We start from the raw sequence: 20,365 nt of genomic DNA, 5'->3' as shown, positions 1-20,365 counted from the left end.
GGGAGGCCCCGCCGCCTCCCCGGGCCTCTCACCGTTCGGAGTCGCCCTGTGTCCGCCCAGTTCCCGTCGATCCGCCCGCGCCGACTGCGCACCACGCCGGCGATGCGCCGGCTGGTGGCCCAGACCAGGCTGCACCCGGCCGAGCTGATCCTGCCCGCCTTCGTCCGCGAGGGGATCACCGAGCCGCGGCCGATCGGCTCCATGCCGGGGGTGGTCCAGCACACCAGGGACACCCTGCGCAGGGCCGCCGTCGAGGCGGCCGAGGCGGGGCTGGGCGGCATCATGCTGTTCGGCGTCCCCGAGGTGCAGGACGCGATCGGCAGCGAGGGCACCAACCCGGACGGCATCCTTCAGCAGGCGATCCGGGACGTGGTCGCCGAGGTCGGCGACGCCTTGGTGGTGATGTCCGACCTCTGCCTGGACGAGTACACCGACCACGGGCACTGCGGCGTCCTCGCCGCGGACGGCAGCGTGGACAACGACGCCACCCTGACCCGGTACGCGGACATGGCCGTGGTGCAGGCCGACGCCGGCGTCCACCTGGTCGGGCCGAGCGGGATGATGGACGGTCAGATCGGCGTGGTCCGCCGGGCCCTGGACGGGGCCGGCCACCAGGACGTCGGCATCCTGGCCTACACCGCCAAGTACGCCTCGGCCTTCTTCGGCCCGTTCCGGGAGGCCGTCGGCTCCTCGCTCACGGGCGACCGCAAGACCTACCAGCAGGACCCGGCGAACGCCCGCGAGTCGCTGCGCGAGCTGGAGCAGGACCTCGCCGAGGGCGCGGACCTGGTGATGGTCAAGCCCGCCATGGCCTACCTGGACATCCTGCGGCAGATCGCCGACGCCTCCCCGGTGCCGGTCGCCGCGTACCAGGTCTCCGGCGAGTACGCGATGGTCGAGGCCGCCGCGGCCAACGGCTGGGTGGACCGGGAGCGCATGATCCTGGAGACGCTCACCTCGATCCGCCGGGCCGGCGCCGAGCAGATCCTGACCTACTGGGCCCTGGAGGCGGCCCGGATGGTCCGCTGACCCTCCGTCCGACACCCCAGCACACCCCGGAGGCCGGGCCGCGGCGAACGCGACCCGGCCTCCGTGCTGCGCGTGGCGTCAGTCGATGATCGCGATGCCTTCTTCGCCGCCGGCGACGGCCTCGTCGGTCGCCCAGCCCCACTGGTGGCCGGCCGCGAAGATGTGGCTGGTCTCCGCCCAGCCGTGCTGCTCGCCGGCCAGGAAGGGCTCGTGCGCGGAAGCCACGAACTCGCCGCCGCCACCGGCGGCGACGTGCGCGTAGGCGGGGGCGGAGACACCGGCGACGGCCACCGCGGCGGCCGCGGTGAACAGGGCCTTGCCCAGCATGCTCTTCATGAGAAGTCCTCTCTTCTGCGTGCCCTCGGCACCCTGCGGACAGAGCCGACGGAACGCGTGACGGGGGAGTCACTACACGTGAACACATGGTGCGTCGGGCGGATGGTCAGTACGCGCCGGATCGACACGCTGTCACCCGAACGCACCGCAGCCGTACGGGTGAGTCTGTCACCGTCGAAACCCGCTCTGACCTGCGGTGAAACGGCAACCGCCGGGCCAGGGAGGATCCCCCCGGCCCGGCGGTCGCTGCTACCCGGCTGATCAGCCGATCAGGTGGCTGACGCCACCGTCGCCGCTGCCCACGGTGTTCTGGCCGACGACGCAGGTCTGCTCCGGGTTGTTGTTCAGAGCCTTGACCTCGATCGGCACGGCGGCACCGATGACGGCGACCGCGATGTTGTGAACCTCCGGCAGGCACAGGTTCGGGTTGTCCAGGGTGTGGTAGTTGGGGCTGTGGTTGCCCTCGGTGCCGGTGTGGTTGGTGCCACCGTTGCCCTGGCCGGAGACGGCGGCGCCGTCCGCGTCGCCGATGGCCATCGCGGGGGCGGTGGCCATGGTGAAGCCGGCGGCGGCGATACCGGCGACGGCGAGAGCCTTCTTGATCATCTCTGAGGTTCCTTTTCGGATCTGATGGAGTGGAGCGAGTGCCCAACCGGTGGCTCAGGTTGGGCCGGTGGAGCGAGCCCGGCCGGGGGAGCGGACCGGGCCCCGGACCAGTGCGGAACGTACGGGCCCCGAACTGGGTGGTGGTGGTGCCGGGCCGGCGGCGCAGGGGCCGCCAGGCCCGGCCTCAGCCGGAGACGGCCTCAGCCCACCAGGTGGGACACGCCGCCGTCGCCGCTGCCGAGGGTGCTCTGGCCGACGACGCAGGTCTGCTTCGGCTGGTTGTTCAGAGCAGCGACCTCGACCGGGACCGCGACACCGAGCACGCCGACACCGATGTTGTGGATCTCGGGCAGGCAGATGTTCGGGTTGTCGAGGAAGTGGAAGTTGGGGCTGTGGTTGCCGTAGGTGCCGGTGGAGTTGGTGCCACCGTTGCCCTGGATGGAGGCGGCGGCGCCGTCCGCGTCACCGATCGCGGCGGCGGGCGTGGCGATGGCGGCCAGCGCGGCGGCAGCCAGGCCGACGGAGGCGAAGGTCTTCTTGAGCATGAGCTGAGATACCTCTCTGAATGCTAGGGACGGTCGTCTCGGCGGGCTTGACCGCTGTTTCGTGCAAAGCGTTCAACGAGCGACCTGGTCTGCGGTTGCTAGCCCGTCAGGGGGGATTTCGGAATGCGACCGATCCTTGAAGATCAAGGGCTTCAAGCCGATCCGCGATCCGACTCCTGCCGCTGTCCTGGCTGCGACAACCAGCTCAAAGAGTCAGCGGCGGGAAAGTTACGGCAGATTCACGGGAGGGGGACCGGGATCGCTCTCAGGAGTGTCAGACGGTCTGATTAATAGGCCGTACCGGTTAACTCTCGCAATCCCGGGTGGGCGTCGCTCGTTTGGACAGAGTGCTTTCCGCTGCGCAGCGGCTATCGACCGAAGGCACCCATCAAAAGATCATGGACAGAACGGTGAACAGCATGAAGCTCTCCAAGCGGGCGACCGGAGCCCTGCTCCTGGCGGTCGGCGCCGGCGTCGTGGCCACCCAGGGCACGGCCACGGCAACCCCCATGACGCCGAAGGACGTCGCCGCGCTGGAGGACACCTTGTCCACCCAGACCGTGCCCTTCACGGTCCCGCTGAGCGCCCCGACCAGCCAGCTGCCGGTGCTGGCCGAGGGGGGCGAGGTCTCGGGGGCGATCCCGACCTCCCCGCTGATGCCGCCGGTGCCGCAGGAGAAGCACCAGCTGATGCCGGAGCAGGTGGTGCCCTCGCTGGCCGCAGGCAAGGTCGGCCCCGCCCTGAAGACCACGCTGCCGCTGCCCGCCGCCGCGGAAGGCCTCACCCCGGGCACCCTCGGCCTGGACGCCCCCGCCGCCCCGCTGCACGCGGCCGGCCCGGCGCTCGAACTCGGCCAGCCGGTCAGCTACCTCGGCGACCACAGCGGCGAGCTGGCGGACGGGGCGCTGAGCTTCGGCCGGCTCGACCCGCGGCTGGTGAGCGAGGGGGTGCAGGTGGTGCCGGGCGCCAAGGCCTCGCTCGGCGGCGACGACCGGCCGGTGTCCGCGGTGGACACGGTCCGCAACCTGACCTCGGCGGCGACCACCAGCGTCGACGGGGTCCTCAACCACGACACCGGGGAGTGACGGCCGGCGCGGCCGGCTGACCGCCGGCCGGCCCGCCCGAGCAGCAGCCGGAGCCCGGTACCGCCCTTCGGGGGAGGTACCGGGCTCGTCGCCGTGGTGCGCCGGGCCGGCCGGGCGGCCCCGGAGGTCAGCCCGGCAGGAAGCCCAGCAGCGGGCCGACGGCCGGGAGGTCCTTGGCGCCGCCGCCGGCGCTCAGCGGGGAGGTCAGGGTGCCGGTGCCCAGCGCGGGCAGGCCGTTGTCGGGCTGCACCCCGACGCCGTTGTTCAGGAAGTCGGCGGAGGACTGCGCCCAGGGGTCCAGGCGCAGCGACTTCACCGGGGCGACCGCGTAACCGAGGCCGGCGGAGGTGCCCGCCATGGCCTGGCCGACATCGGTCGGTGCGAGCTGGGGGGCCTTGAGCTCCGGCGTGGGCAGGCCGGTCGTGGGCAGGGCGGGGGCGGCGTGCGCCGCGGGGGCGGCGCCACCCAGCAGCATCGCCGCGCCGAGCGCGGCCAGCGCGCCGGCGCCACTCGTCTTGAGTGCCATGCGGGACCAATCCTTCGGTGTGAACGGGTGGTGGGCGGCACCGGGGCCGCCGCTGCGGCCGATCCGGCCGACGGGCGGCGGCCGCCGATGCGAACTGCCCCCCGGCCTTGGGCCGAGGGGCAGTTGACACGAGGCGGGGCGGATCAGCGGGTGATCAGCAGTCGTCGTCCACGACGGGGGTCTCGTGCTGGATGCCACCGTCGACGTTGGCGCAGGAGTTGCCGAACGCCGGGTTGAGCAGGCCGACCACGTCGATCGAGTTGCCGCAGAGGTTGACCGGCACGTGCACCGGCACCTGGATCGAGTTGCCGGAGAGCACGCCGGGGGAGTTGGTGACGACGCCCTCGGCGCTGGAGCTGGCGGCCGCGCCGCCGGCCGCACCGAGCACCAGACCCGCCGCCGTGGCGGAGAGGAGGGCAGCCTTCTTCACGTTCTGCATGGGAGTTGATCTCCTAGATCACACACGGGGAGGAGTGCGTCGCACCGCCCCTCCCGGGGCGGTGCGACGCGGGTACTGCAGCGTCAGCTACGGCTGATTCAGCCGACGTTGGCGCAGGAGTTGCCGAACGCCGGGTTGAGCAGGCCGATCACGTTGATCGAGTTGCCGCAGACGTTGACCGGGATGTGCACCGGGATCTGGATCGAGTTGCCGGAGAGCACGCCGGGGGAGTTGGCGACGACGGCCTCGGCGCCGGAGCTGGCGGCCGCACCGCCGGCCGCACCGAGCACCAGGCCGGCGGCGGCGAAGGACAGGACAGCAGCCTTCTTGATGTTGCGCATGGGGTTCTTCCTCCGTTTTCTGCCCGACTGTTGGAGGTCGGGTGCCGGGCGACGAATCAGAATCATCGCCCGCTGATTTAGGGATGCGCCGTGATTGTCACTCACGCGGCTCAGGGATTGCGTGTCGCCCGTGGCTTGGGCGGGAGCGGCCGCGCTCACTGTGGTGCGCCCCGCGGTTATTTCTCGCACGGTCGAGAGACATCCGCACTCCGGCGCGGCCAGGAGAGTGCCTCGAAGAAATGGGGGTCGAGGCATATGTGACGAACCATCGGACCGGTCATGATGGCGCTCGGCCGGTGTCGAGGCGGTTCGGCCCTCCTGGGGTCATGGGCTCCTGGTGGGGGCCATGGCGGGAGCCGGTCCGTCCGGTGGGAGTCGAACGGACCCGTCGGCCTCAGGCGTTGAGGCAGGAGTTGCCGAACGCCGGGTTGAGCAGGCCGATCACGTCGACGGTGTTGCCGCAGAGGTTGACCGGCACGTGCACCGGCACCTGGATCTGGTTGCCGGACAGCACGCCGGGGGAACCGGCGGTGACACCCTCGGCCGACGCGCCACCGGCGGCGGCAACGCCGGCGGAGCCGAGCAGCAGGGCCGCGGCCGCGGCAGAACCGAACGCGCCGTAGGCGAGCTTGCGCATGGTGAAGTCTCATTTCTTCGTCCGGTGGCGGGCACCGGATGGAGCTGGGTTCGCCAGGGAGAACGACCCAGGACGCGGTGGGAAACGGCCGGGCCCGGCGATCACCCGAATGCCTTCATTGATGCATCCGGGTGATTGTCGAGGGGTGTGCGCATCCGCGTGCCCTTGCCCTCGTTGGGGTTGGTGCACGCCTTGTGCGCTTCCGTGCTGGGCCATTGGTGCGCGGTAATTGGAAGATCTGATTTTTCGAGGAGACTCATATGAGCGTCAAGAAGGTTGCCGCTGTCGGCGCCGCTGTCGTCGGCATCGTCGCGGTTGGTGCGGGCTCGGCCGCGGCGAGCTCCAGCGCCGAGGGTGTCGCGGCCGGCTCCCCGGGCGTGATCTCGGGCAACCAGGCTCAGGTCCCGCTGCACATCCCGGTCAACGTCTGCGGCAACTCGATCAACGTGATCGGCCTGCTCAACCCGGCGTTCGGCAACTCCTGCGCCAACGTCGGCTGACGCAGGCCCACAGGCCCTAGTCGGCCTGCTGGTCGATTCCGCAGCATCCGGGCCGCCGCTCCGTCTCTCCCCCTCCTGAGACGCGGAGTGGCGGCCCTGGCGCGTCCCGGGGCGGCGGCACCCGCGCTTTCGGGCCTGCCGCGACCCTTGTTGCGTTACTTGTCAGTACCTAACATATGAGCCTGACTCATGTTCAGTGCCGCCCGGTCCGCCGCGAACACCCCCACCGGTCCGGGTGGCACCGTCGCACGCTCCATGCTCCGCGCCTCCCGGCGCACGCCGGGTGGCCCCCCACCCCTCAGGGAGTCATGCGTGATCAGGTCTCGATCGTCAGGTGCGCACAGCAGAAGGCCGGTCGCCCTGCTGGCCGCGGCGGGGCTGTCGCTCGCCCTCGGGCTCGGCGCGATGCCGAGTGCCGCTGCCGCGGACGCCGCCGCACCACCACCATCCGCGGCTGCGGCTGCGGCCAAGGCGCCCGCGATCGTCGCGCTCGGCGACAGTGCGATCTCGGGCGAGGGCGCCGGTACCGACACCGGCGACGACTACACCCCCGGCACCGACACGCCCACCAACTACTGCCACCGCAGCGCCAAGTCGGAGATCTTCGTCACCGGCCTCGGCGGGCTCACCCCGATCGACCTGGCCTGCTCCGGTGCCCAGACCGGCGACCTGGTCAGCGATCCGGAGCTGGCGAAGATCACCGGCGGCGGCAGCGGCGACTTCGGCGAGCCCAAGCAGGACGCCCAACTCGCCCAGGTGGCCGGGCAGTACGACGTCAAGATGGTGGTCGTCACGATCGGAGCCAACGACGACTTCGACTTCAGCGGCATCATGCTCGGCTGCCTGGCGCAGTACTTCCCGATCCCCAAGTCGCAGGGGTGCCGCGACACCATCGGCACCCCGGAGATCGCCCGGCGCGCCGAGGGGGTGAAGCCCAAGGTGGTCGCCGCCCTGACCGACATCCGCAGCACCATGCGGCGGGCCGGCTACCAGGACGGCTCCTACCAGCTGGTCTTCCAGTCGTACTTCACCCCGATCACCCCCGACATCCGGCGCAACGACTACGTCGGCAAGGTCGCCGACGGCTGCCCGGCCTTCCCCGAGGACCTCGCCTGGGGCCACAACCTGGTGGTGCCGATGCTCAGCGACGCGCTGCGGCAGGCCGTCGGCCAGGTGCCCGGGGTGCGCTACCTGGACCAGCGCCGGGTCAGCTACGGCCACGAGGTCTGCGCCGAGTGGACCAGCTCGCCGTACGAGTACACCAACGGCGACGTCATCGACCTCTCCGAGCGCACCCGCAACGGCTGCGACCAGGAGATCGGGATCCCCGGCGTCTGCATGAACATGGTCCGGCAGTCCTACCACCTGCGGGTTGCCGGCTACCGGGGCGAGGCGGTCTGCCTGGCGCAGTTCTACCAGCAGCCGGCGCTGGAGCAGGCGTTCTGCAGCCTCAACCAGCAGAACACCACCTCGATCACGCCGCTCGCACCGGGGCAGCCGTTCCCGGACAAGCCGGAGGACGGCTCCTGGTACCAGCTCACCAACGCCGCCACCGGCAAGGTGCTGGACTTCGCGGGCGGCGGCACGTACGGGGACTCCACCAACGGCCGGAGCGCCATCGTCTATCCGGCGGCCGGCAGCCTGAACCAGTCCTTCGTGTTCGAGATCAAGTCCGACGGCAGCTACGAGCTGGACTTCAGCGGCAACCGGGACATGTGCCTGGACGCCACCGGCGCGGCCACCGCCCCCGGGACCAGGCTGGTGCAGTGGCGCTGCAACGGCGGCGGCAACCAGCACTGGGTGCTGAAGCCGGTCGGTGACGGCACCTACAAGCTCGCGGACTCCCAGGACCAGGGCAAGGTGGCGGCCGCCACCGCCGACCTCGACGGGCAGGGCAACCCGCTGGTCGAGCTCGCCGCCGACAGCGGGGCGGCGGGCCAGCACTGGCGGCTGGAGAAGCTGGGCATCGTCTACCTGCACGGCTGAGCCCGCCGGGCGGGGCCGGAACGTCGGCCCCGCCCGGCCCGGCTTCGGTTCGGGCCTCGCGTCGGGCTTCGGGCGGACTGACGGGCGGTCATGATCCGTTCGGGCGGAAGTGCGTGACTGTCCCCCGATTGGTCTAGTCCACTCATTGACAGTGGTGTTCGGGCACCCCCAGAGTTGCGTACCATCCGACCACGACAAGGAGGCCACCGGTGCCCTCTCCTTCCGCAGCGGACTTCGCGGCCGCGGCCCATGCCGCCATCGATCGCGTCACCAAGGAACAGGCCGAAGGGGTGGTCGCGGCGGCCGAGTTGATCGTCGCCGCGCTGGCCGCCGACGGCGTCGTCCAGGCCTTCGGCACCGGCCACTCCGAGGCGCTCGCGATGGAGATCGCCGGCCGGGCCGGCGGGCTGGTGCCCAGCAACCGGATCGCGCTGCGCGACGTGGTGCTGCGCGGCGGCCGGCCGGTCGAGATCCTCGAAGGCCCGGAGCTGGAGCGCGGCACCGAATCGGCCGCCCTGCTCTGGGAGTTGACCGCCCCGCACCCCGCCGACGTCTTCGTGCTGGCCTCCAACTCCGGGGTCAACGGCTGCGTGGTCGAACTCGCCCACCTGGCCAAGCGGCACGGCCACCCGCTGATCGTCATCACCTCGGCCGAGCACACCGCCCGGGTCGAGCCCAAGCACCCGTCCGGCCTGCGGCTGCGCGACCTCGCCGACGTGGTGCTGGACAACGCGGCGCCGTACGGCGACGCCGTGCTGGAGATGGCGAACGGCGCCAAGGCCTGCGGCATCTCCTCGATCACCGCCGCCCTGCTCGCCCAGCAGATCGTCGCCGAGGTGATCCACCGGATCGAGCGCAGCGGCGCCGTCCCGCCGGTCTACCTCTCCGCGAACATCCCCGACGGCGACGCCCACAACCGCGCCCTGGAGGCCCGCTACGCCGGCCGCATCCGGCGCGCCTCGTGACGGCGGGGCCCCTCGTCCTCGGCCTGGACGTCGGCGGCTCCACCACCCGGGTCCTGGTCGCCGATCTGGCCGGCCGGATCCTCGGCACGGCCCGGGGCAGCGGCGGCAACCCCGTCTCCAACGGTGAGCCGGCCGCGCTGCGGGCCATCGCCGGCACCCTGCGCGAGGCGCTCGCCGCCGTCGACCCGGCCGGTGTGGCGGCCGGCGTGCTCGGTCTCGCGGGCGGGCTGTCCGGCTCCCCGGCGCTGGCCGGCCTGTGGCCCGCCGCGGGTCTGCCGGTCGCCCCCCGGCTCACCGGGGACGTCGAGCTGGCGTACGCGGCCGGCACCAGCGGTCCGGACGGCACCGCCCTGATCGGCGGCACCGGCGCGGTCGCCGCGGAGGTCCGCGCCTTCGCTGCCGTCCGCACCGCCGACGGCCACGGCTGGCTGCTGGGTGACCGCGGCTCCGGCTACTGGCTCGGCCGCGCGGCCGTCCGGACCACCCTGGCGGCCGTCGACCGCGGTGCGCAGCCGGCCGCCGGCCTGCTGGCCGAGGTGCTCGACACGCTGCTGCCCGACCGGCCCGCCGGGGCGCCGGGCGGTGCCGGGCTGCGGGCCGCGCTGATCGGCGCCGTGCACGCGCAGCCACCGGTCCGCCTCGCCCGGCTCGCCCCGCTGGTGCTGGACGCCGCCCGGGCGGGGGACCAGGACGCCGGCCGGCTGGTCGAGCAGGCGGCGGACCACCTGCTCGACACCCTGGCCGCCGTCCGCGAACCGGGCTCCGGGCTCCCGGTCGTGCTGGCCGGCGGTGTCCTCGGCGCCGATTCCCCGCTCGCCGCCGCCGTCCGGCGCCGGGTGGTGGACCGCTGGCCCGACGCGGTGCCCGTGCACGCCGGTGACGGTGCGGGCGCCGCCGCGTGGCTCGCCGCCCGCACCATCGCCCCGCCGGCCACCGACCTGACCGCACTTCACCGGAGGCTGGTCGCCGGGGCGGCCCGGAGCCGGGAGACGGCACCCGCCACCGGTCCGAGCAGCTGATCGGCCGTCCGGTCCCTGCTGTGCCGGGCCTCCTGGCCGCCGTGAGGTCGCCGGGAGGTCGCCGGGGTCGCCGGGGGCCGGGTCAGGGCGGCCGGGTCAGCCCGCCAGCGCCTCGGCGACCGCCCGGGCGCTGCCCGCCACCACCCGGCCCCAGCTGAACCGGCTGGGCGCGGCGGCGCCCTCGAAGCGCACCTCCATCGACAGCGTCAGCAGGTGCTTGCGGAGCGGCCCCGCGGTGATCTTCTCCCGCGGGGTGGCCGACACGATGCTCCGGCCGACCCGGCCGTTGACGTTGTCGACGAGGTACATCCGGCGGTCCGTCAGCACCAGGTAGTACGCCCGGGGCTTGACCGCGACCAGCACCGTGCCTCCGCTGACCACCCCGGCCAGCGCCGCCGCCGCCACCTGACGGCCGGCCGGGACCTTACCGATCGCCACCGACTCCACCAGGGTGACCTGCTCGCCCGGTGCGAACGCGGGAGCCACCACGGCGAGGCACTTCTGGGCGTACTTCTGGTTCATCGGGTGTCTCCGGGGTCGGGCGCGAGTTGCGCGGCGCTCATCGTAAGAGCGCCTCTGACCTGGTGCAACGACGGTTCGCCGACGTAGCGTCACCCCGATTTGGGTCGTTCTGGGCAGGCGTGCGGACACGACTGTGCAACGTTCACCAGCCGGGCCTTCAGATCGCCCCGGCGCGTCCTCTACCGTCTGCCGACACCGCACCACCATGAGCAAGGAACCACGTTGAGCACTCCGCCGGCCCCCGGGACCACCGACCACCCCGACCTGCCCGAATTCCCGCCCGGCGTCAGCGCCGCGCCCGCGCCCGAGCGCACCGCCGGCCAGAAGCTCAAGAAGGTCCTCGGCACCGTGGTGGTGCTCGTGGTCGCGTTCTTCGCCTTCGGGTACTACATCATGGACGACCCGTCGATCGCCGAGGTCGGCAACTGCGTCCACAACGACGGCAGCGACAGCAAGCCGAAGGTCGCGATCGTCGACTGCGGCGCGACCAACGCCGACTTCAAGGTCCTCAAGGTCGTCCGCAACACCACTGACGACAAGGTCTGCGACGAGGTCGAGGGCATCGAGGCCTCGTACCTGGAGAAGTCCTCGGACCCCTTCGTGCTCTGCCTCGGCAAGAACCACTGAGCTCGACCGCCGACGAATCCGCCCGCGCTCCCGGCGCGGGCGGATTCGGCATGTGACGACGCCGGCCGCTCACGGCGGGACCGCGAGCGGCCGGCTGACCGCCCCTCAGGTCACGGCCAGACCAGGCAGTACAGCTGGTGCCCGGCCTCGTGCAGCCGGTTGGCGAAGTCCTGCCACTCGTGCAGCATCGTGTAGATCACGAAGGCGTCCCGCGGCCCGCGCCGGTCCGGCACGGTGGACCAGATGAAGGCGGCCGCGCCCAGCTCGGTCTCGTCCGCGTTCCGCAGCGGCTCGACCACCGTCTGCGGCAGCTGGACCACCGCGTAGTCGGGGTGCAGGACGACCAGCTCCAGCGGCGGCACCTGGTGCAGCGGCACGCCCTTGATGCCGGTGAGCACCATCGCGCTCATGGTCTCCGGCTTGATCTTGGTCGAGAGGTGGCCGGTGGGGGAGCCGCTGGTCTCCATCAGGTCACCGAGGCGCCCGAGCGAGCCGAGCTCGCCCGCGTCGAGGCCGAGGCCGTCCGGGCCGAGAGCAGTGGGCACTCTGGCGGCGGTCGCCCGGTCGGGCGCGCCAAAGTACTTGTAGGTCACGCCGACGCCGCTCTCACCCCGCCTTCCCCTGCCCGCACCCGTACCCCCGCCCGCGGCTCGGGCGGACCTGCGGGAACCACCCACGGCCTCGTCGGAGCCGTCCTGCGCCTCGGACACTCGGACCATCCTCACCGGAATTCGCCGGAATCGACAGACCCCCACACGCTCGGTGTCCCTCCGAACGTGCCCTATACCCGTCTCGCGCCGCCGTACACAGTCCGACCGCACGGTCCGACCGGAAGCCGGCCGGGTCGGCCGGCGGCAGCGGAAGCCGGGTAGTACGGATAACCGTACCTCTGCTCCGTGCTGTCTGACGGCAGCAGTACACGGATCATCGTTCCAGATGATCGGCTCGTCCATGCAGAGCCGAAGGACACGATTTGAGAGCATGTCCCGGTAACCCGACCTGAGGACGCAGTCGATGAGCGAGCCGATGAACGAACCGAAGCGCTACCCGTACGAAGCCCCCCAGTCCCAGTCGCTGTTCGAGCGCGCCACGCAGGTCACGCCGGGCGGTGTGAACTCGCCGGTGCGCGCCTTCAAGGCGGTGGGCGGCACCCCGCGGTTCATGGTGTCCGGCACCGGGCCGTACCTCACCGACGCGGACGGCCGCGACTACGTCGACCTGGTCTGTTCCTGGGGGCCGATGATCCTCGGGCACGCGCACCCGGCGGTGGTGGAGGCCGTGCAGCAGGCGGTGGCCCGCGGCACCTCGTTCGGCACCCCGGGCCAGGGCGAGGTGGAGCTGGCCGAGGAGATCGTCGCCCGGATCGCCCCGGTGGAGCAGGTCCGACTGGTGTCCAGCGGCACCGAGGCGACCATGTCCGCGATCCGCCTCGCCCGCGGTTTCACCGGCCGGGCCAAGATCGTCAAGTTCGCGGGCTGCTACCACGGACATGTGGACGCGCTGCTGGCCGCCGCCGGTTCCGGCCTGGCGACCCTCGGTCTGCCCGACACGCCCGGTGTGACGGGTGCCCAGGCCGGCGACACCATCGTGCTGCCGTACAACGACCTGGACGCCGTCCGGCAGGCCTTCGCCGCGCACCCCGGCGAGATCGCCTGCGTGATCACCGAGGCCTCGCCCGGCAACATGGGCGTGGTCCCGCCGCTGCCCGGCTTCAACCGGGGCCTCGCCGAGCTCTGCCGCGCCGACGGCGCGCTGTTCGTCTCGGACGAGGTGATGACCGGCTTCCGCGTCTCCCGGGCCGGCTGGTACGGCCTGGAGGCCGCCCGCGAGGGCTGGGCCCCGGACCTGCTCACCTTCGGCAAGGTGATGGGCGGCGGCTTCCCCGCCGCGGCCTTCGGCGGCCGCGCCGACGTGATGGCGTACCTGGCCCCGGCCGGCCCGGTCTACCAGGCCGGCACCCTCTCGGGGAACCCGATCGCCACCGCCGCGGGCCTGGCGCAGCTGCGGAACTGCACCGACGAGGTGTACGCCACCGTCGACCGGGTGTCCGCCGAGATCTCCGGCCTGGTGTCGGCCGCGCTCGCCAAGGAGGGCGTGACCCACCGGCTGCAGACCGCGGGCAACATGTTCTCGGTGTTCTTCACCGACGAGCAGGTGACCAACTACGACGAGGCCAAGCGCCAGCAGTCCTACCGCTTCAACGGCTTCTTCCACTCGATGCTGAGCCAGGGCGTCTACCTGCCGCCCTCCGCCTTCGAGTCGTGGTTCGTCTCGGCCTCGCACGACGAGCGGGCGATCGAGCGGATCGCGGCCGCCCTGCCCGCGGCCGCCCGCGCGGCCGCCGAGGCCCGGCCGGCCTGAGCGGTCACCCGCGGCAGCGCCCCCAGAAGCAGCGCCCGAAGCAGGGCCCCAGAAGCAGAGCACCGAGGAGACCGAGAGCAGTGAGTGCCAAAGACACCACCGTCGTCCACCTGATGCGGCACGGCGAGGTGCACAACCCCGAGGGCGTGCTGTACGGCCGGCTGCCGGGCTACCACCTGTCGGAGCTCGGCCGGCAGATGGCCGACCGGGTGGCCGAGCACCTGGCCGACCGTGACATCACCCACGTGGTGGCCTCCCCGCTGGAGCGGGCCCAGGAGACCGCCGCGCCGATCGCCAAGCTGCACGGCCTGGACGTGGCCGTGGACGACGGCCTGATCGAGGCCGACAACATCTTCCAGGGCAAGACCTTCGGGGTCGGCGACGGTTCGCTGCGCAACCCGGCGTACTGGCGGTACCTGACCAACCCGTTCAAGCCCTCCTGGGGCGAGCCGTACATCGAGCAGGTGGTCCGGATGATGGGCGCGCTCGCCAAGGCCAGGGACGCGGCGCGCGGGCACGAGGCGGTCTGCGTCAGCCACCAGCTGCCGATCTGGATCGTCCGCTCGTTCGCCGAGCGGCGCCGGCTGTGGCACGACCCGCGCAACCGGCAGTGCTCGCTCGCCTCGTTGACCAGCTTCACCTACGAGGGCGACCGGATCGTCTCGATCGGCTACCGCGAGCCGGCCCGCGACCTGCTGCCGGCCCACCTGGTCGGCAAGGGCCGCAAGGGCGACAAGCCGGTCGGCAAGAGCTTCGGGGCGTAGCTCGCCCCCGGGCCCGGGCGGCCGGGCGGTATGACCGGATTAAGTGGATCATAAGTATAAGAACCGCAGGTCAGTGGGGGTCCGACCCGCAACGTCGGACCCCCCGAAATCCGCCCGAAGTCCCATGCGAAACTTTTCACATGTCTGGGACGCACCCCCGCCGCCTCCGCCTCGCCGCCGCTCTCGGCGCGGCCGCCCTGCTGGCCGTGGCCGGCTGCAGCTCCTCCGGGAGCAGCAGCGACGGCCAGGCCGGCTTCGTCGCCGGAAAGGGCGGCATCGACACCGCCGGGACGGACGTCCGCAAGGCCGCGCCGGACATCGCCGGGGTCGGCCTGGACGGCGGCAACCTCAAGCTCGCCGACTACCGCGGCAAGGTCGTGGTGCTCAACATCTGGGGCTCCTGGTGCGGCCCCTGCCGGGCCGAGGCGAAGAACCTCCAGCAGGTGTACCAGGCCCACCAGGCCGACGGCGTGCAGTTCCTGGGCATCAACACCCGGGACACCGACCCGGCCAACGCGGTCCGCTTCGAGCAGGAGAAGGGCATCACCTTCCCGAGCATCTACGACCCGGCCGGTACCGAGATCCTCAAGTTCCCCAAGGGCACCCTCAACCCCTCGGCCATCCCGACCACCATCGTGGTCGACCGGCAGGGCCGGCTGGCCGCCCGTTCGCTGCACCCGCTCACCACCGAGGACCTGGAGGCGATGTTGAAGCCGGTCCTCGCGGAGCAGCAGTGAGCGGCCGGCTGGCCGCCGAGTTCACCAACGAGACGGTCTCCAGCGGTGCCCTGCTGATCGCCACCCCGATCGCGCTGGCGGCCGGCCTGGTGTCGTTCTTCTCGCCCTGCGTGCTGCCGCTGCTGCCGGGCTACCTCAGCTATGTCACCGGCTTCTCGGCCGCCGACCTGGCCGAGGCCAAGGGTGGCCGGCGCGGCCGGATGCTGCTCGGGGTGAGCCTGTTCGTGCTGGGCTTCAGCGCCGTGTTCATCTCGATGGGGACGCTGTTCGGCCAGTTCGGCGCCACCATGAAGGACCACCGGACGGTGATCCAGACCGTGCTCGGGGCGCTGACCGTCCTGATGGGCCTGGCCTTCATGGGCCTGGTGCCGGGCTTCGCCATGCGCGAGCTGCGACTGCACCGCCGGCCCGCGGTGGGCCTGGCCGGCGCACCGCTGCTGGGCCTGGTGTTCGGGCTGGGCTGGACGCCCTGCCTGGGCCCGACCCTCTCCTCGATCCAGGGGCTGGCGATCAACCAGGCCAGCGCGGGGCGCGGCGCCTTCCTGACGGCGGTGTACTGCCTCGGGCTGGGCGTACCGTTCATCCTGGCCGCGCTGGCCTTCCGTCGGACGCTGAGCGCGTTCGGCTGGATCAAGAACCACTACCAGCTGGTGATGCGGATCGGCGGCGGCATGCTCGTCGCGGTCGGCGTCCTGCTGGTGACCGGCGTCTGGGACACCCTCGTGAACCAGCTTCAGTACGCCACCGGCGACTTCTCGATCGGATTCTGACCGTGAGCGACACCCGGACCGGGCACCCCACGCCCGCCGACGAGACGGCGGAGCGGGACGCCGAGCGCCTCACCAGCGCTCCGGTCGACCCCGGCGACCCCGGCGGCCCGGACGGCGCCCCGAGCGGCATCGGCGTGCTCGGCTGGGCCCGCTGGACCTGGCGCCAGCTGACCTCGATGCGGGTCGCGCTGATCCTGCTGTTCATGCTGTCGCTGGCGGCCATCCCCGGCTCGCTGATCCCGCAGAACAGCCAGAACGCCTTCAAGGTCGACACCTGGAAGGCCGCGCACCCGGGCATCGCCCCGTGGTACGACCGGCTCCAGCTGTTCGACGTCTACAGCTCGGTCTGGTTCTCGGCGATCTACATCCTGCTGTTCGTCTCGCTGGCCGGCTGCATCGTGCCGCGCACCTGGCAGTTCGTCGGCGTGCTGCGGGCCGCGCCCCCGGCCGCGCCGCGCAACCTGACCCGGATGCCGGTCTACGCGGCCTGGCACACCGACGCCGACGCCAAGGCCGTCAACGCGGCCGGGTACCGGCTGCTGAAGCAGCGACGCTTCCGGGCCCAGTCGGCCGGCGGCGCGGTCGCCGCCGAGAAGGGCTACCTGCGCGAGGTCGGCAACCTGCTGTTCCACCTCTCGCTGTTCGCCCTGCTGGCCGGCTTCGGCTGGGCCAGCCTGGCCAGCGGCCAGGGCGGCAAGCTGCTGGTGGAGGGCCAGGGCTACTCCAACACCACCACCCAGCTGGACGACTTCACCGGCTCCGCCTTCTACACCACCGACGACCTGGACGCCTTCGGGTTCAACCTGGACAGCTTCAGCGCCCGGTACCAGACCACCGGTGACCAGATGGGCAGCGCCCGGGACTTCACCGCGCACATCCGGTACTGGCAGGGCACCGACAGCACCAAGCTGACCCCGGGCACCATCGAGGTCAACCACCCGCTGGAGATCGGCGGCAGCAAGGTCTTCCTGATCGGCCACGGCTACGCCCCGGTGGTGACGATCCGCAACGCCAAGAACGAGATCGTCTACCGCGGGCCGACGCCCTTCCTGCCGCAGGACTCCAACAACACCTCCACCGGTGTGATCAAGGTCAGCGACTACGGCACCGGCCCCGACGGCACCAAGACCATGCTGGGCTTCAACGGCTACTTCCTGCCCACCGCCCCGGCCAACTTCGAGCAGACCGGGCCGGTGTCGCTCTTCCCGGACGCGGCGGACCCGATGCTGGTGCTCACCGCCTACCAGGGCGACCTGGGCACCGACAACGGCGGCCCGCAGAACGTCTACCAGCTCAACACCAAGCGGATGACCCAGCTGAAGCAGGACGGGGACATCGCCCGGGCCCGGCTCAAGCCGGGCCAGGCCTGGGAGCTCCCGGACGGCTACGGCACCCTCACCTTCGAGGGCTACCAGCAGTGGGCCAGCTTCAACATCTCGCACCGGCCCGGCAACGCGGTCGCCCTGACCGGCGCCGTCTGCGCGATCCTCGGCCTGGTCGGCTCGCTGTTCGTGCAGCGCCGCCGGATCTGGATCCGGGCCACCGCGGGGCCGGACGGCCGCACCCTGGTCGAGGTGGCCGGCCTCGGCCGCAGCGAGTCCGCCCGCACCGCGGAGGAGCTCGCCGAGCTCGCGGTCGAGCTCCAGGACAGCGCCCCCGCGCTGGACGAGGACGAGGACCCGTCGGACGGCCCGCCCGACGACCCGGGCGACGAACCGGCCCACCCCGCAGCCCCTGCCGACCCGGACTCCAAGGAGTAGACGGTGCATCTCGCCTCGGTCGACCCCCAGCTGGCCGACCTCTCCAACAAGCTGATCTACTCGGCCATGGCCGTGTACACCCTGGCCATGCTGGCCCACGTCTTCGAGTGGACCTTCGGCAGCAAGGGCGCCGTCGCCGTCCGCTCGGCCGAGCAGTCCAGCCTGGCCGAGACGGTGGCGGCCGCCGAGGGTGCCAAGGGCGCCCGCAAGGTGACCGTGAAGGTCGCCACCGCGAACGGCGGCACCGCCACCCTCACCCGCACCGCGCTGGCCGACGCCGGCGCCACCGTGGTCACCAGCGGCCGCGGCGCGGACGAGGCGCCGGACGGGCCGGGCGCGGCGGGCACCAGCGAGAAGGGCGACCTGGCGGGCCGGATCGCCGTCTCGCTGACCGTCCTCGGCGTGGTGCTGCACATCGGCGGGGTGGTCAGCCGCGGCCTGTCGGTGATGCGCTGGCCGTGGGGCAACATGTACGAGTTCTCGTGCGCCTTCGCCCTGACCATGGTGCTCGCCTACGTGGCCCTGCTGGCCGCCCGGAAGAACGTCCGCTGGCTCGGCCTGCCGGTGATCCTCGCCGCGCTGGTCACCCTCGGTGTGGCGGTCACCAACCTCTACACCGACTCCGAGCAGCTGGTGCCGGCGCTGCACTCGTACTGGCTGGGCATCCACGTCTCCACCGCGATCATCTGCGGCGGCGCGCTCTACGCCGGCTTCGTGGCGACCGCGCTGTTCGTCGGCAAGGACTCCTACGAGCGCCGGGTGGCCGCCGGCCGCACCGGCCGGATGCTGGGCGTCCCGGCCACCGTCTGGCAGCGGCTGCCCGCGGCGGCCAGCCTGGACAAGCTGTCCTACCGGATCAACGCCTTCGTCTTCCCGCTCTGGACCTTCACGATCATCGCGGGCGCGATCTGGGCCGAGTCGGCCTGGGGCAAGTACTGGGAGTGGGACCCGAAGGAGACCTGGTCGTTCATCACCTGGGTCGCCTACGCCGCCTACCTGCACGCCCGGGCGACCGCCGGCTGGCGCGGCCGCAAGGCCGCCTACCTGGCGCTGCTGGCCTTCGCCTGCTGGCTGTTCAACTACTACGGGGTCAACATCTTCGTCACCGGCAAGCACTCCTACGCCGGGCTCTGAGCGAGGACCGGGGGATCGTGATGACCGATCAGCAGCAGCCGGCCGCGGCCTGCCCGCAGTGCGGGCCGGCCGGGGGCGCGCTGACCGCCCGGCAGGCCTACGAGGACCGGGAGGGCACCCTCGGCGGGCCGCCGCCGGCGCTGGTGGCCCCGCCACCGCCGCCCGCCCCGGTGGCCAACACGGCCGGCACGGCGTGGTTCGTGATCGGCGGCCTGCTCGCGGCCAAGGGCGTGTTCGACCTCCTCTCGCCGCACCCGGAACTGGTGGGGGCCAGCGACGCGTACCGGGCGGGCAACCAGCTCGGCGGGCTGGTGCCGGCCGGGGTGCTGCTCGCGATCGGCCTGTTCCGGCGGTGGCGGGGCGCCGGGAAGGCCGGGGCAGGGCAGCTGGAGCACGGCCGCTGGCAGCGCCGGACGGCGGTCTGGGAGCAGGCCAGGCTCTGCCGCGGCTGCCGGACGGCCTTCTGGCCCGCCGGCGCCCTGGGGCCGGGGTTCGAGGCCTCGCCGTCGGTCCCGCTGGAGCGTTTCCCGCTGACGGTGGTGGGGCTGGCCGAACACCCGCCCGGCGCGCCGTCGACCGCACCGGTGTCGGCCGCGAATCAACCCTGAATCAACCCGTAGTCAACCCTGAGGAACCGTCACCTCAGTCGTTATCAGGACGTGCTCCAACGCTCGGTTTGCCACCCACCCAGGGGTGGCAGATCGACGCGGGGCGAGCACCCGATCGTTCGAGCAGCCGCGAGGAGGGCCGCGCCATGGAGAGCGACGAGGTCATGCTGACCGTACGGATCACCGCTGCGGAGAGAGCGCTGCTCCGCAGACTGGCGCAGGGCCACCGCAGCGACGTCTCCGAGGTGGTCGCCGACGGCCTGCTGGACGTCCTGCCGACGCTGCACTGCAGCGCGGACGCGCACCGTCTGCTGGCGGCGCTCACCGACCCCGCGCCGTGCGCCCAGACGGTCTGGCTGCCGGCGGCGCTAGCCGACCTGCTGGTGCCGGCGGCCGCCCGGATCGCCCAGGTGACCGGTTCGCCGCTGTGCGCCGCCGCACCGCCGGCCTGGCGGCTGGGCGGCGCCCCCAGCACGATGCTGGGCGCCGCCGTGCGGCTCTGGCTGACCCAGGACCCGCAGCGGCTGGCGGCCAACCTCAGCGTGATGCACGAAGGCCGCCCGACCGCCCTTGCGGCGGCCTGAGCGGCCGGTGCCGCCCCCCGGGCCCGACGGGCCCGCGGGAGCGGCCTGAGGGGCCCGTCAGGCCGCCTGCTGCCAGCTGACCGGCGAGTAGTACGCCGGGCGGCGCTCCAGGCGCTGCCAGTTGGCGATCGGCTCGACGGCCCGGGCGGCCGCGGCCTGCTGCGCGACGGCCGCGCGGGCCATCAGCACGGCGGTCAGGGCGGCCAGTTCCTCGTCGTTCAGCGAGCCGCGGACGATGCGGACAAGAGGTTCGGCGCTGATGCTCATGGTCCTGTTTCTCCCCCGGTTCGAAGTCTGACTGACGATGGTGTGCGGTGCTCTGTCACATCGGCGGGTTGCCGTGCTTGCGGCTGGGCAGGTCGGCGTGCTTGGTGCGGAGCATGGCCAGCGCGCCGGCGAGCACGGTGCGGGTCTCGGCCGGGTCGATGACGTCGTCCACCAGACCCCGCTCGGCCGCGTAGTACGGGTGCATCAGCTCGCTCTT

General features: G+C 72.3%; 26 protein-coding genes. 15 read left to right on the top strand and 11 right to left on the bottom strand.

Going from position 1 to position 20,365, the window contains the following annotated elements; translation table 11 throughout:
- The first annotated feature begins 48 nt into the window (after positions 1-48).
- The gene (gene hemB, locus AB0K43_RS16115; RefSeq protein ID WP_363640028.1) at positions 49-1,029 is read left to right on the top strand and encodes a porphobilinogen synthase; all 981 of its coding nucleotides are present in this window, start codon (positions 49-51) and stop codon (positions 1,027-1,029) included.
- Positions 1,030-1,107: 78 nt separating this feature from the next.
- On the opposite strand, the gene AB0K43_RS16110 is transcribed toward hemB, so the two are convergent.
- The 3 genes from AB0K43_RS16110 to AB0K43_RS16100 all read right to left on the bottom strand — a co-directional run bounded on the left by AB0K43_RS16110 (position 1,108) and on the right by AB0K43_RS16100 (position 2,516).
- A complete protein-coding gene (locus tag AB0K43_RS16110; protein WP_363640026.1) occupies positions 1,108-1,365 on the bottom strand; it encodes a hypothetical protein in 258 nt (85 codons plus the stop codon).
- 261 nt (positions 1,366-1,626) lie between these two features.
- Positions 1,627-1,971, bottom strand: coding sequence for a rodlet layer protein (locus AB0K43_RS16105; RefSeq protein ID WP_350639974.1), 345 nt, complete (start codon positions 1,969-1,971; stop codon positions 1,627-1,629).
- A 200-nt stretch (positions 1,972-2,171) separates the two neighbouring features.
- Positions 2,172-2,516: a rodlet layer protein gene (locus AB0K43_RS16100; RefSeq protein ID WP_363640024.1), complete on the bottom strand. Its 345-nt coding sequence runs from the start codon at positions 2,514-2,516 to the stop codon at positions 2,172-2,174.
- A gap of 398 nt (positions 2,517-2,914) precedes the next feature.
- On the opposite strand from AB0K43_RS16100, the gene AB0K43_RS16095 reads away from it, so the two are divergent.
- The gene (locus AB0K43_RS16095) at positions 2,915-3,601 is read left to right on the top strand and encodes a hypothetical protein (RefSeq protein WP_363640022.1); all 687 of its coding nucleotides are present in this window, start codon (positions 2,915-2,917) and stop codon (positions 3,599-3,601) included.
- Positions 3,602-3,728: 127 nt separating this feature from the next.
- On the opposite strand, the gene AB0K43_RS16090 is transcribed toward AB0K43_RS16095, so the two are convergent.
- From AB0K43_RS16090 to AB0K43_RS16075, 4 genes are all read right to left on the bottom strand, one after another.
- The gene (locus AB0K43_RS16090; RefSeq protein ID WP_363640020.1) at positions 3,729-4,127 is read right to left on the bottom strand and encodes a hypothetical protein; all 399 of its coding nucleotides are present in this window, start codon (positions 4,125-4,127) and stop codon (positions 3,729-3,731) included.
- 154 nt (positions 4,128-4,281) lie between these two features.
- The gene (locus AB0K43_RS16085) at positions 4,282-4,566 is read right to left on the bottom strand and encodes a chaplin (RefSeq protein WP_363640018.1); all 285 of its coding nucleotides are present in this window, start codon (positions 4,564-4,566) and stop codon (positions 4,282-4,284) included.
- 98 nt (positions 4,567-4,664) lie between these two features.
- Positions 4,665-4,907, bottom strand: coding sequence for a chaplin (locus AB0K43_RS16080; protein WP_363640016.1), 243 nt, complete (start codon positions 4,905-4,907; stop codon positions 4,665-4,667).
- Positions 4,908-5,301: 394 nt separating this feature from the next.
- Entirely contained in the window at positions 5,302-5,544 is a 243-nt protein-coding gene (locus tag AB0K43_RS16075; RefSeq protein WP_363640014.1) for a chaplin, read from the bottom strand.
- A gap of 260 nt (positions 5,545-5,804) precedes the next feature.
- Here AB0K43_RS16075 and AB0K43_RS16070 point away from each other — a divergent pair, with 260 nt between their 5' ends.
- From AB0K43_RS16070 to AB0K43_RS16055, 4 genes are all read left to right on the top strand, one after another.
- A complete protein-coding gene (locus tag AB0K43_RS16070) occupies positions 5,805-6,044 on the top strand; it encodes a chaplin (protein WP_363640012.1) in 240 nt (79 codons plus the stop codon).
- A 312-nt stretch (positions 6,045-6,356) separates the two neighbouring features.
- Positions 6,357-8,030, top strand: a complete 1,674-nt coding sequence (locus tag AB0K43_RS16065; protein ID WP_363640010.1) for an RICIN domain-containing protein — start codon at positions 6,357-6,359, stop codon at positions 8,028-8,030.
- A 209-nt stretch (positions 8,031-8,239) separates the two neighbouring features.
- A complete protein-coding gene (locus AB0K43_RS16060) occupies positions 8,240-8,995 on the top strand; it encodes an SIS domain-containing protein (RefSeq protein WP_363640008.1) in 756 nt (251 codons plus the stop codon).
- Entirely contained in the window at positions 8,992-10,014 is a 1,023-nt protein-coding gene (locus AB0K43_RS16055) for a BadF/BadG/BcrA/BcrD ATPase family protein (RefSeq protein ID WP_363640006.1), read from the top strand. Before AB0K43_RS16060 ends, AB0K43_RS16055 begins: the two co-directional genes overlap by 4 nt.
- A 96-nt stretch (positions 10,015-10,110) precedes the next feature.
- On the opposite strand, the gene AB0K43_RS16050 is transcribed toward AB0K43_RS16055, so the two are convergent.
- Entirely contained in the window at positions 10,111-10,536 is a 426-nt protein-coding gene (locus AB0K43_RS16050) for a hypothetical protein (RefSeq protein WP_363640004.1), read from the bottom strand.
- A gap of 222 nt (positions 10,537-10,758) precedes the next feature.
- Between AB0K43_RS16050 and AB0K43_RS16045 the strand changes: the two genes are divergently transcribed.
- A complete protein-coding gene (locus AB0K43_RS16045) occupies positions 10,759-11,163 on the top strand; it encodes a hypothetical protein (RefSeq protein ID WP_363640002.1) in 405 nt (134 codons plus the stop codon).
- Positions 11,164-11,273: 110 nt separating this feature from the next.
- Here the strand turns inward: AB0K43_RS16045 and AB0K43_RS16040 are convergent, their stop codons facing one another.
- Entirely contained in the window at positions 11,274-11,756 is a 483-nt protein-coding gene (locus tag AB0K43_RS16040; protein ID WP_363640000.1) for a hypothetical protein, read from the bottom strand.
- Between the two features lie 433 nt (positions 11,757-12,189).
- On the opposite strand from AB0K43_RS16040, the gene hemL reads away from it, so the two are divergent.
- The 8 genes from hemL (at position 12,190) to AB0K43_RS16000 (ending at position 19,881) form a co-directional block, all read left to right on the top strand.
- Positions 12,190-13,524, top strand: coding sequence for a glutamate-1-semialdehyde 2,1-aminomutase (gene hemL / locus AB0K43_RS16035; protein WP_363639998.1), 1,335 nt, complete (start codon positions 12,190-12,192; stop codon positions 13,522-13,524).
- Between the two features lie 113 nt (positions 13,525-13,637).
- On the top strand, positions 13,638-14,288 hold the full coding sequence (locus AB0K43_RS16030) for a histidine phosphatase family protein (RefSeq protein ID WP_363640262.1): 651 nt from the start codon (positions 13,638-13,640) through the stop codon (positions 14,286-14,288).
- Between the two features lie 140 nt (positions 14,289-14,428).
- Positions 14,429-15,025 (top strand): TlpA disulfide reductase family protein, encoded by a 597-nt coding sequence (locus AB0K43_RS16025; RefSeq protein WP_363639996.1) that lies wholly within the window; start codon positions 14,429-14,431, stop codon positions 15,023-15,025.
- Complete coding sequence (locus AB0K43_RS16020; RefSeq protein WP_363639994.1) at positions 15,022-15,795, top strand: cytochrome c biogenesis protein CcdA; 774 nt, start codon at positions 15,022-15,024, stop codon at positions 15,793-15,795. The genes AB0K43_RS16025 and AB0K43_RS16020 overlap by 4 nt, the downstream gene beginning before the upstream one ends.
- Before the next feature lie 2 nt (positions 15,796-15,797).
- Complete coding sequence (locus AB0K43_RS16015; RefSeq protein WP_363639992.1) at positions 15,798-17,555, top strand: cytochrome c biogenesis protein ResB; 1,758 nt, start codon at positions 15,798-15,800, stop codon at positions 17,553-17,555.
- Between the two features lie 3 nt (positions 17,556-17,558).
- Positions 17,559-18,689 (top strand): c-type cytochrome biogenesis protein CcsB, encoded by a 1,131-nt coding sequence (gene ccsB, locus AB0K43_RS16010; protein WP_363639990.1) that lies wholly within the window; start codon positions 17,559-17,561, stop codon positions 18,687-18,689.
- 20 nt (positions 18,690-18,709) lie between these two features.
- Positions 18,710-19,297: a hypothetical protein gene (locus tag AB0K43_RS16005; RefSeq protein WP_363639988.1), complete on the top strand. Its 588-nt coding sequence runs from the start codon at positions 18,710-18,712 to the stop codon at positions 19,295-19,297.
- 146 nt (positions 19,298-19,443) lie between these two features.
- Positions 19,444-19,881: a hypothetical protein gene (locus AB0K43_RS16000; protein WP_363639986.1), complete on the top strand. Its 438-nt coding sequence runs from the start codon at positions 19,444-19,446 to the stop codon at positions 19,879-19,881.
- Between the two features lie 57 nt (positions 19,882-19,938).
- Here the strand turns inward: AB0K43_RS16000 and AB0K43_RS15995 are convergent, their stop codons facing one another.
- Positions 19,939-20,148, bottom strand: coding sequence for an acyl-CoA carboxylase subunit epsilon (locus AB0K43_RS15995; RefSeq protein ID WP_363639984.1), 210 nt, complete (start codon positions 20,146-20,148; stop codon positions 19,939-19,941).
- A gap of 55 nt (positions 20,149-20,203) precedes the next feature.
- On the bottom strand, positions 20,204-20,365 hold a 162-nt coding region (locus AB0K43_RS15990), incomplete at its 5' end, for a carboxyl transferase domain-containing protein (protein WP_363640260.1).

The sequence above is a fragment of the Kitasatospora sp. NPDC049258 genome, from assembly GCF_040678895.1.
In the GTDB taxonomy this organism is placed as follows: domain Bacteria; phylum Actinomycetota; class Actinomycetes; order Streptomycetales; family Streptomycetaceae; genus Kitasatospora.
Note: the sequence above shows the minus strand (reverse complement) of the source record. Positions and strands in the feature narration are given on the sequence as shown.

Coding starts and splice junctions, on each gene's coding strand:
- AB0K43_RS16085 (WP_363640018.1), bottom strand. CDS start 4,566: ATGCAGAACGTGAAGAAGGCTGCCCTCCTCTCCGCCACGGCGGCGGGT.
- AB0K43_RS16095 (WP_363640022.1), top strand. CDS start 2,915: ATGGACAGAACGGTGAACAGCATGAAGCTCTCCAAGCGGGCGACCGGA.
- AB0K43_RS16090 (WP_363640020.1), bottom strand. CDS start 4,127: ATGGCACTCAAGACGAGTGGCGCCGGCGCGCTGGCCGCGCTCGGCGCG.
- AB0K43_RS16100 (WP_363640024.1), bottom strand. CDS start 2,516: ATGCTCAAGAAGACCTTCGCCTCCGTCGGCCTGGCTGCCGCCGCGCTG.
- AB0K43_RS16050 (WP_363640004.1), bottom strand. CDS start 10,536: ATGAACCAGAAGTACGCCCAGAAGTGCCTCGCCGTGGTGGCTCCCGCG.
- AB0K43_RS16110 (WP_363640026.1), bottom strand. CDS start 1,365: ATGAAGAGCATGCTGGGCAAGGCCCTGTTCACCGCGGCCGCCGCGGTG.
- AB0K43_RS16070 (WP_363640012.1), top strand. CDS start 5,805: ATGAGCGTCAAGAAGGTTGCCGCTGTCGGCGCCGCTGTCGTCGGCATC.
- AB0K43_RS16105 (WP_350639974.1), bottom strand. CDS start 1,971: ATGATCAAGAAGGCTCTCGCCGTCGCCGGTATCGCCGCCGCCGGCTTC.
- hemL (WP_363639998.1), top strand. CDS start 12,190: ATGAACGAACCGAAGCGCTACCCGTACGAAGCCCCCCAGTCCCAGTCG.
- AB0K43_RS16075 (WP_363640014.1), bottom strand. CDS start 5,544: ATGCGCAAGCTCGCCTACGGCGCGTTCGGTTCTGCCGCGGCCGCGGCC.
- AB0K43_RS16025 (WP_363639996.1), top strand. CDS start 14,429: ATGTCTGGGACGCACCCCCGCCGCCTCCGCCTCGCCGCCGCTCTCGGC.
- AB0K43_RS16080 (WP_363640016.1), bottom strand. CDS start 4,907: ATGCGCAACATCAAGAAGGCTGCTGTCCTGTCCTTCGCCGCCGCCGGC.
- AB0K43_RS16030 (WP_363640262.1), top strand. CDS start 13,638: ATGCGGCACGGCGAGGTGCACAACCCCGAGGGCGTGCTGTACGGCCGG.
- AB0K43_RS16000 (WP_363639986.1), top strand. CDS start 19,444: ATGGAGAGCGACGAGGTCATGCTGACCGTACGGATCACCGCTGCGGAG.
- AB0K43_RS15995 (WP_363639984.1), bottom strand. CDS start 20,148: ATGAGCATCAGCGCCGAACCTCTTGTCCGCATCGTCCGCGGCTCGCTG.
- AB0K43_RS16005 (WP_363639988.1), top strand. CDS start 18,710: ATGACCGATCAGCAGCAGCCGGCCGCGGCCTGCCCGCAGTGCGGGCCG.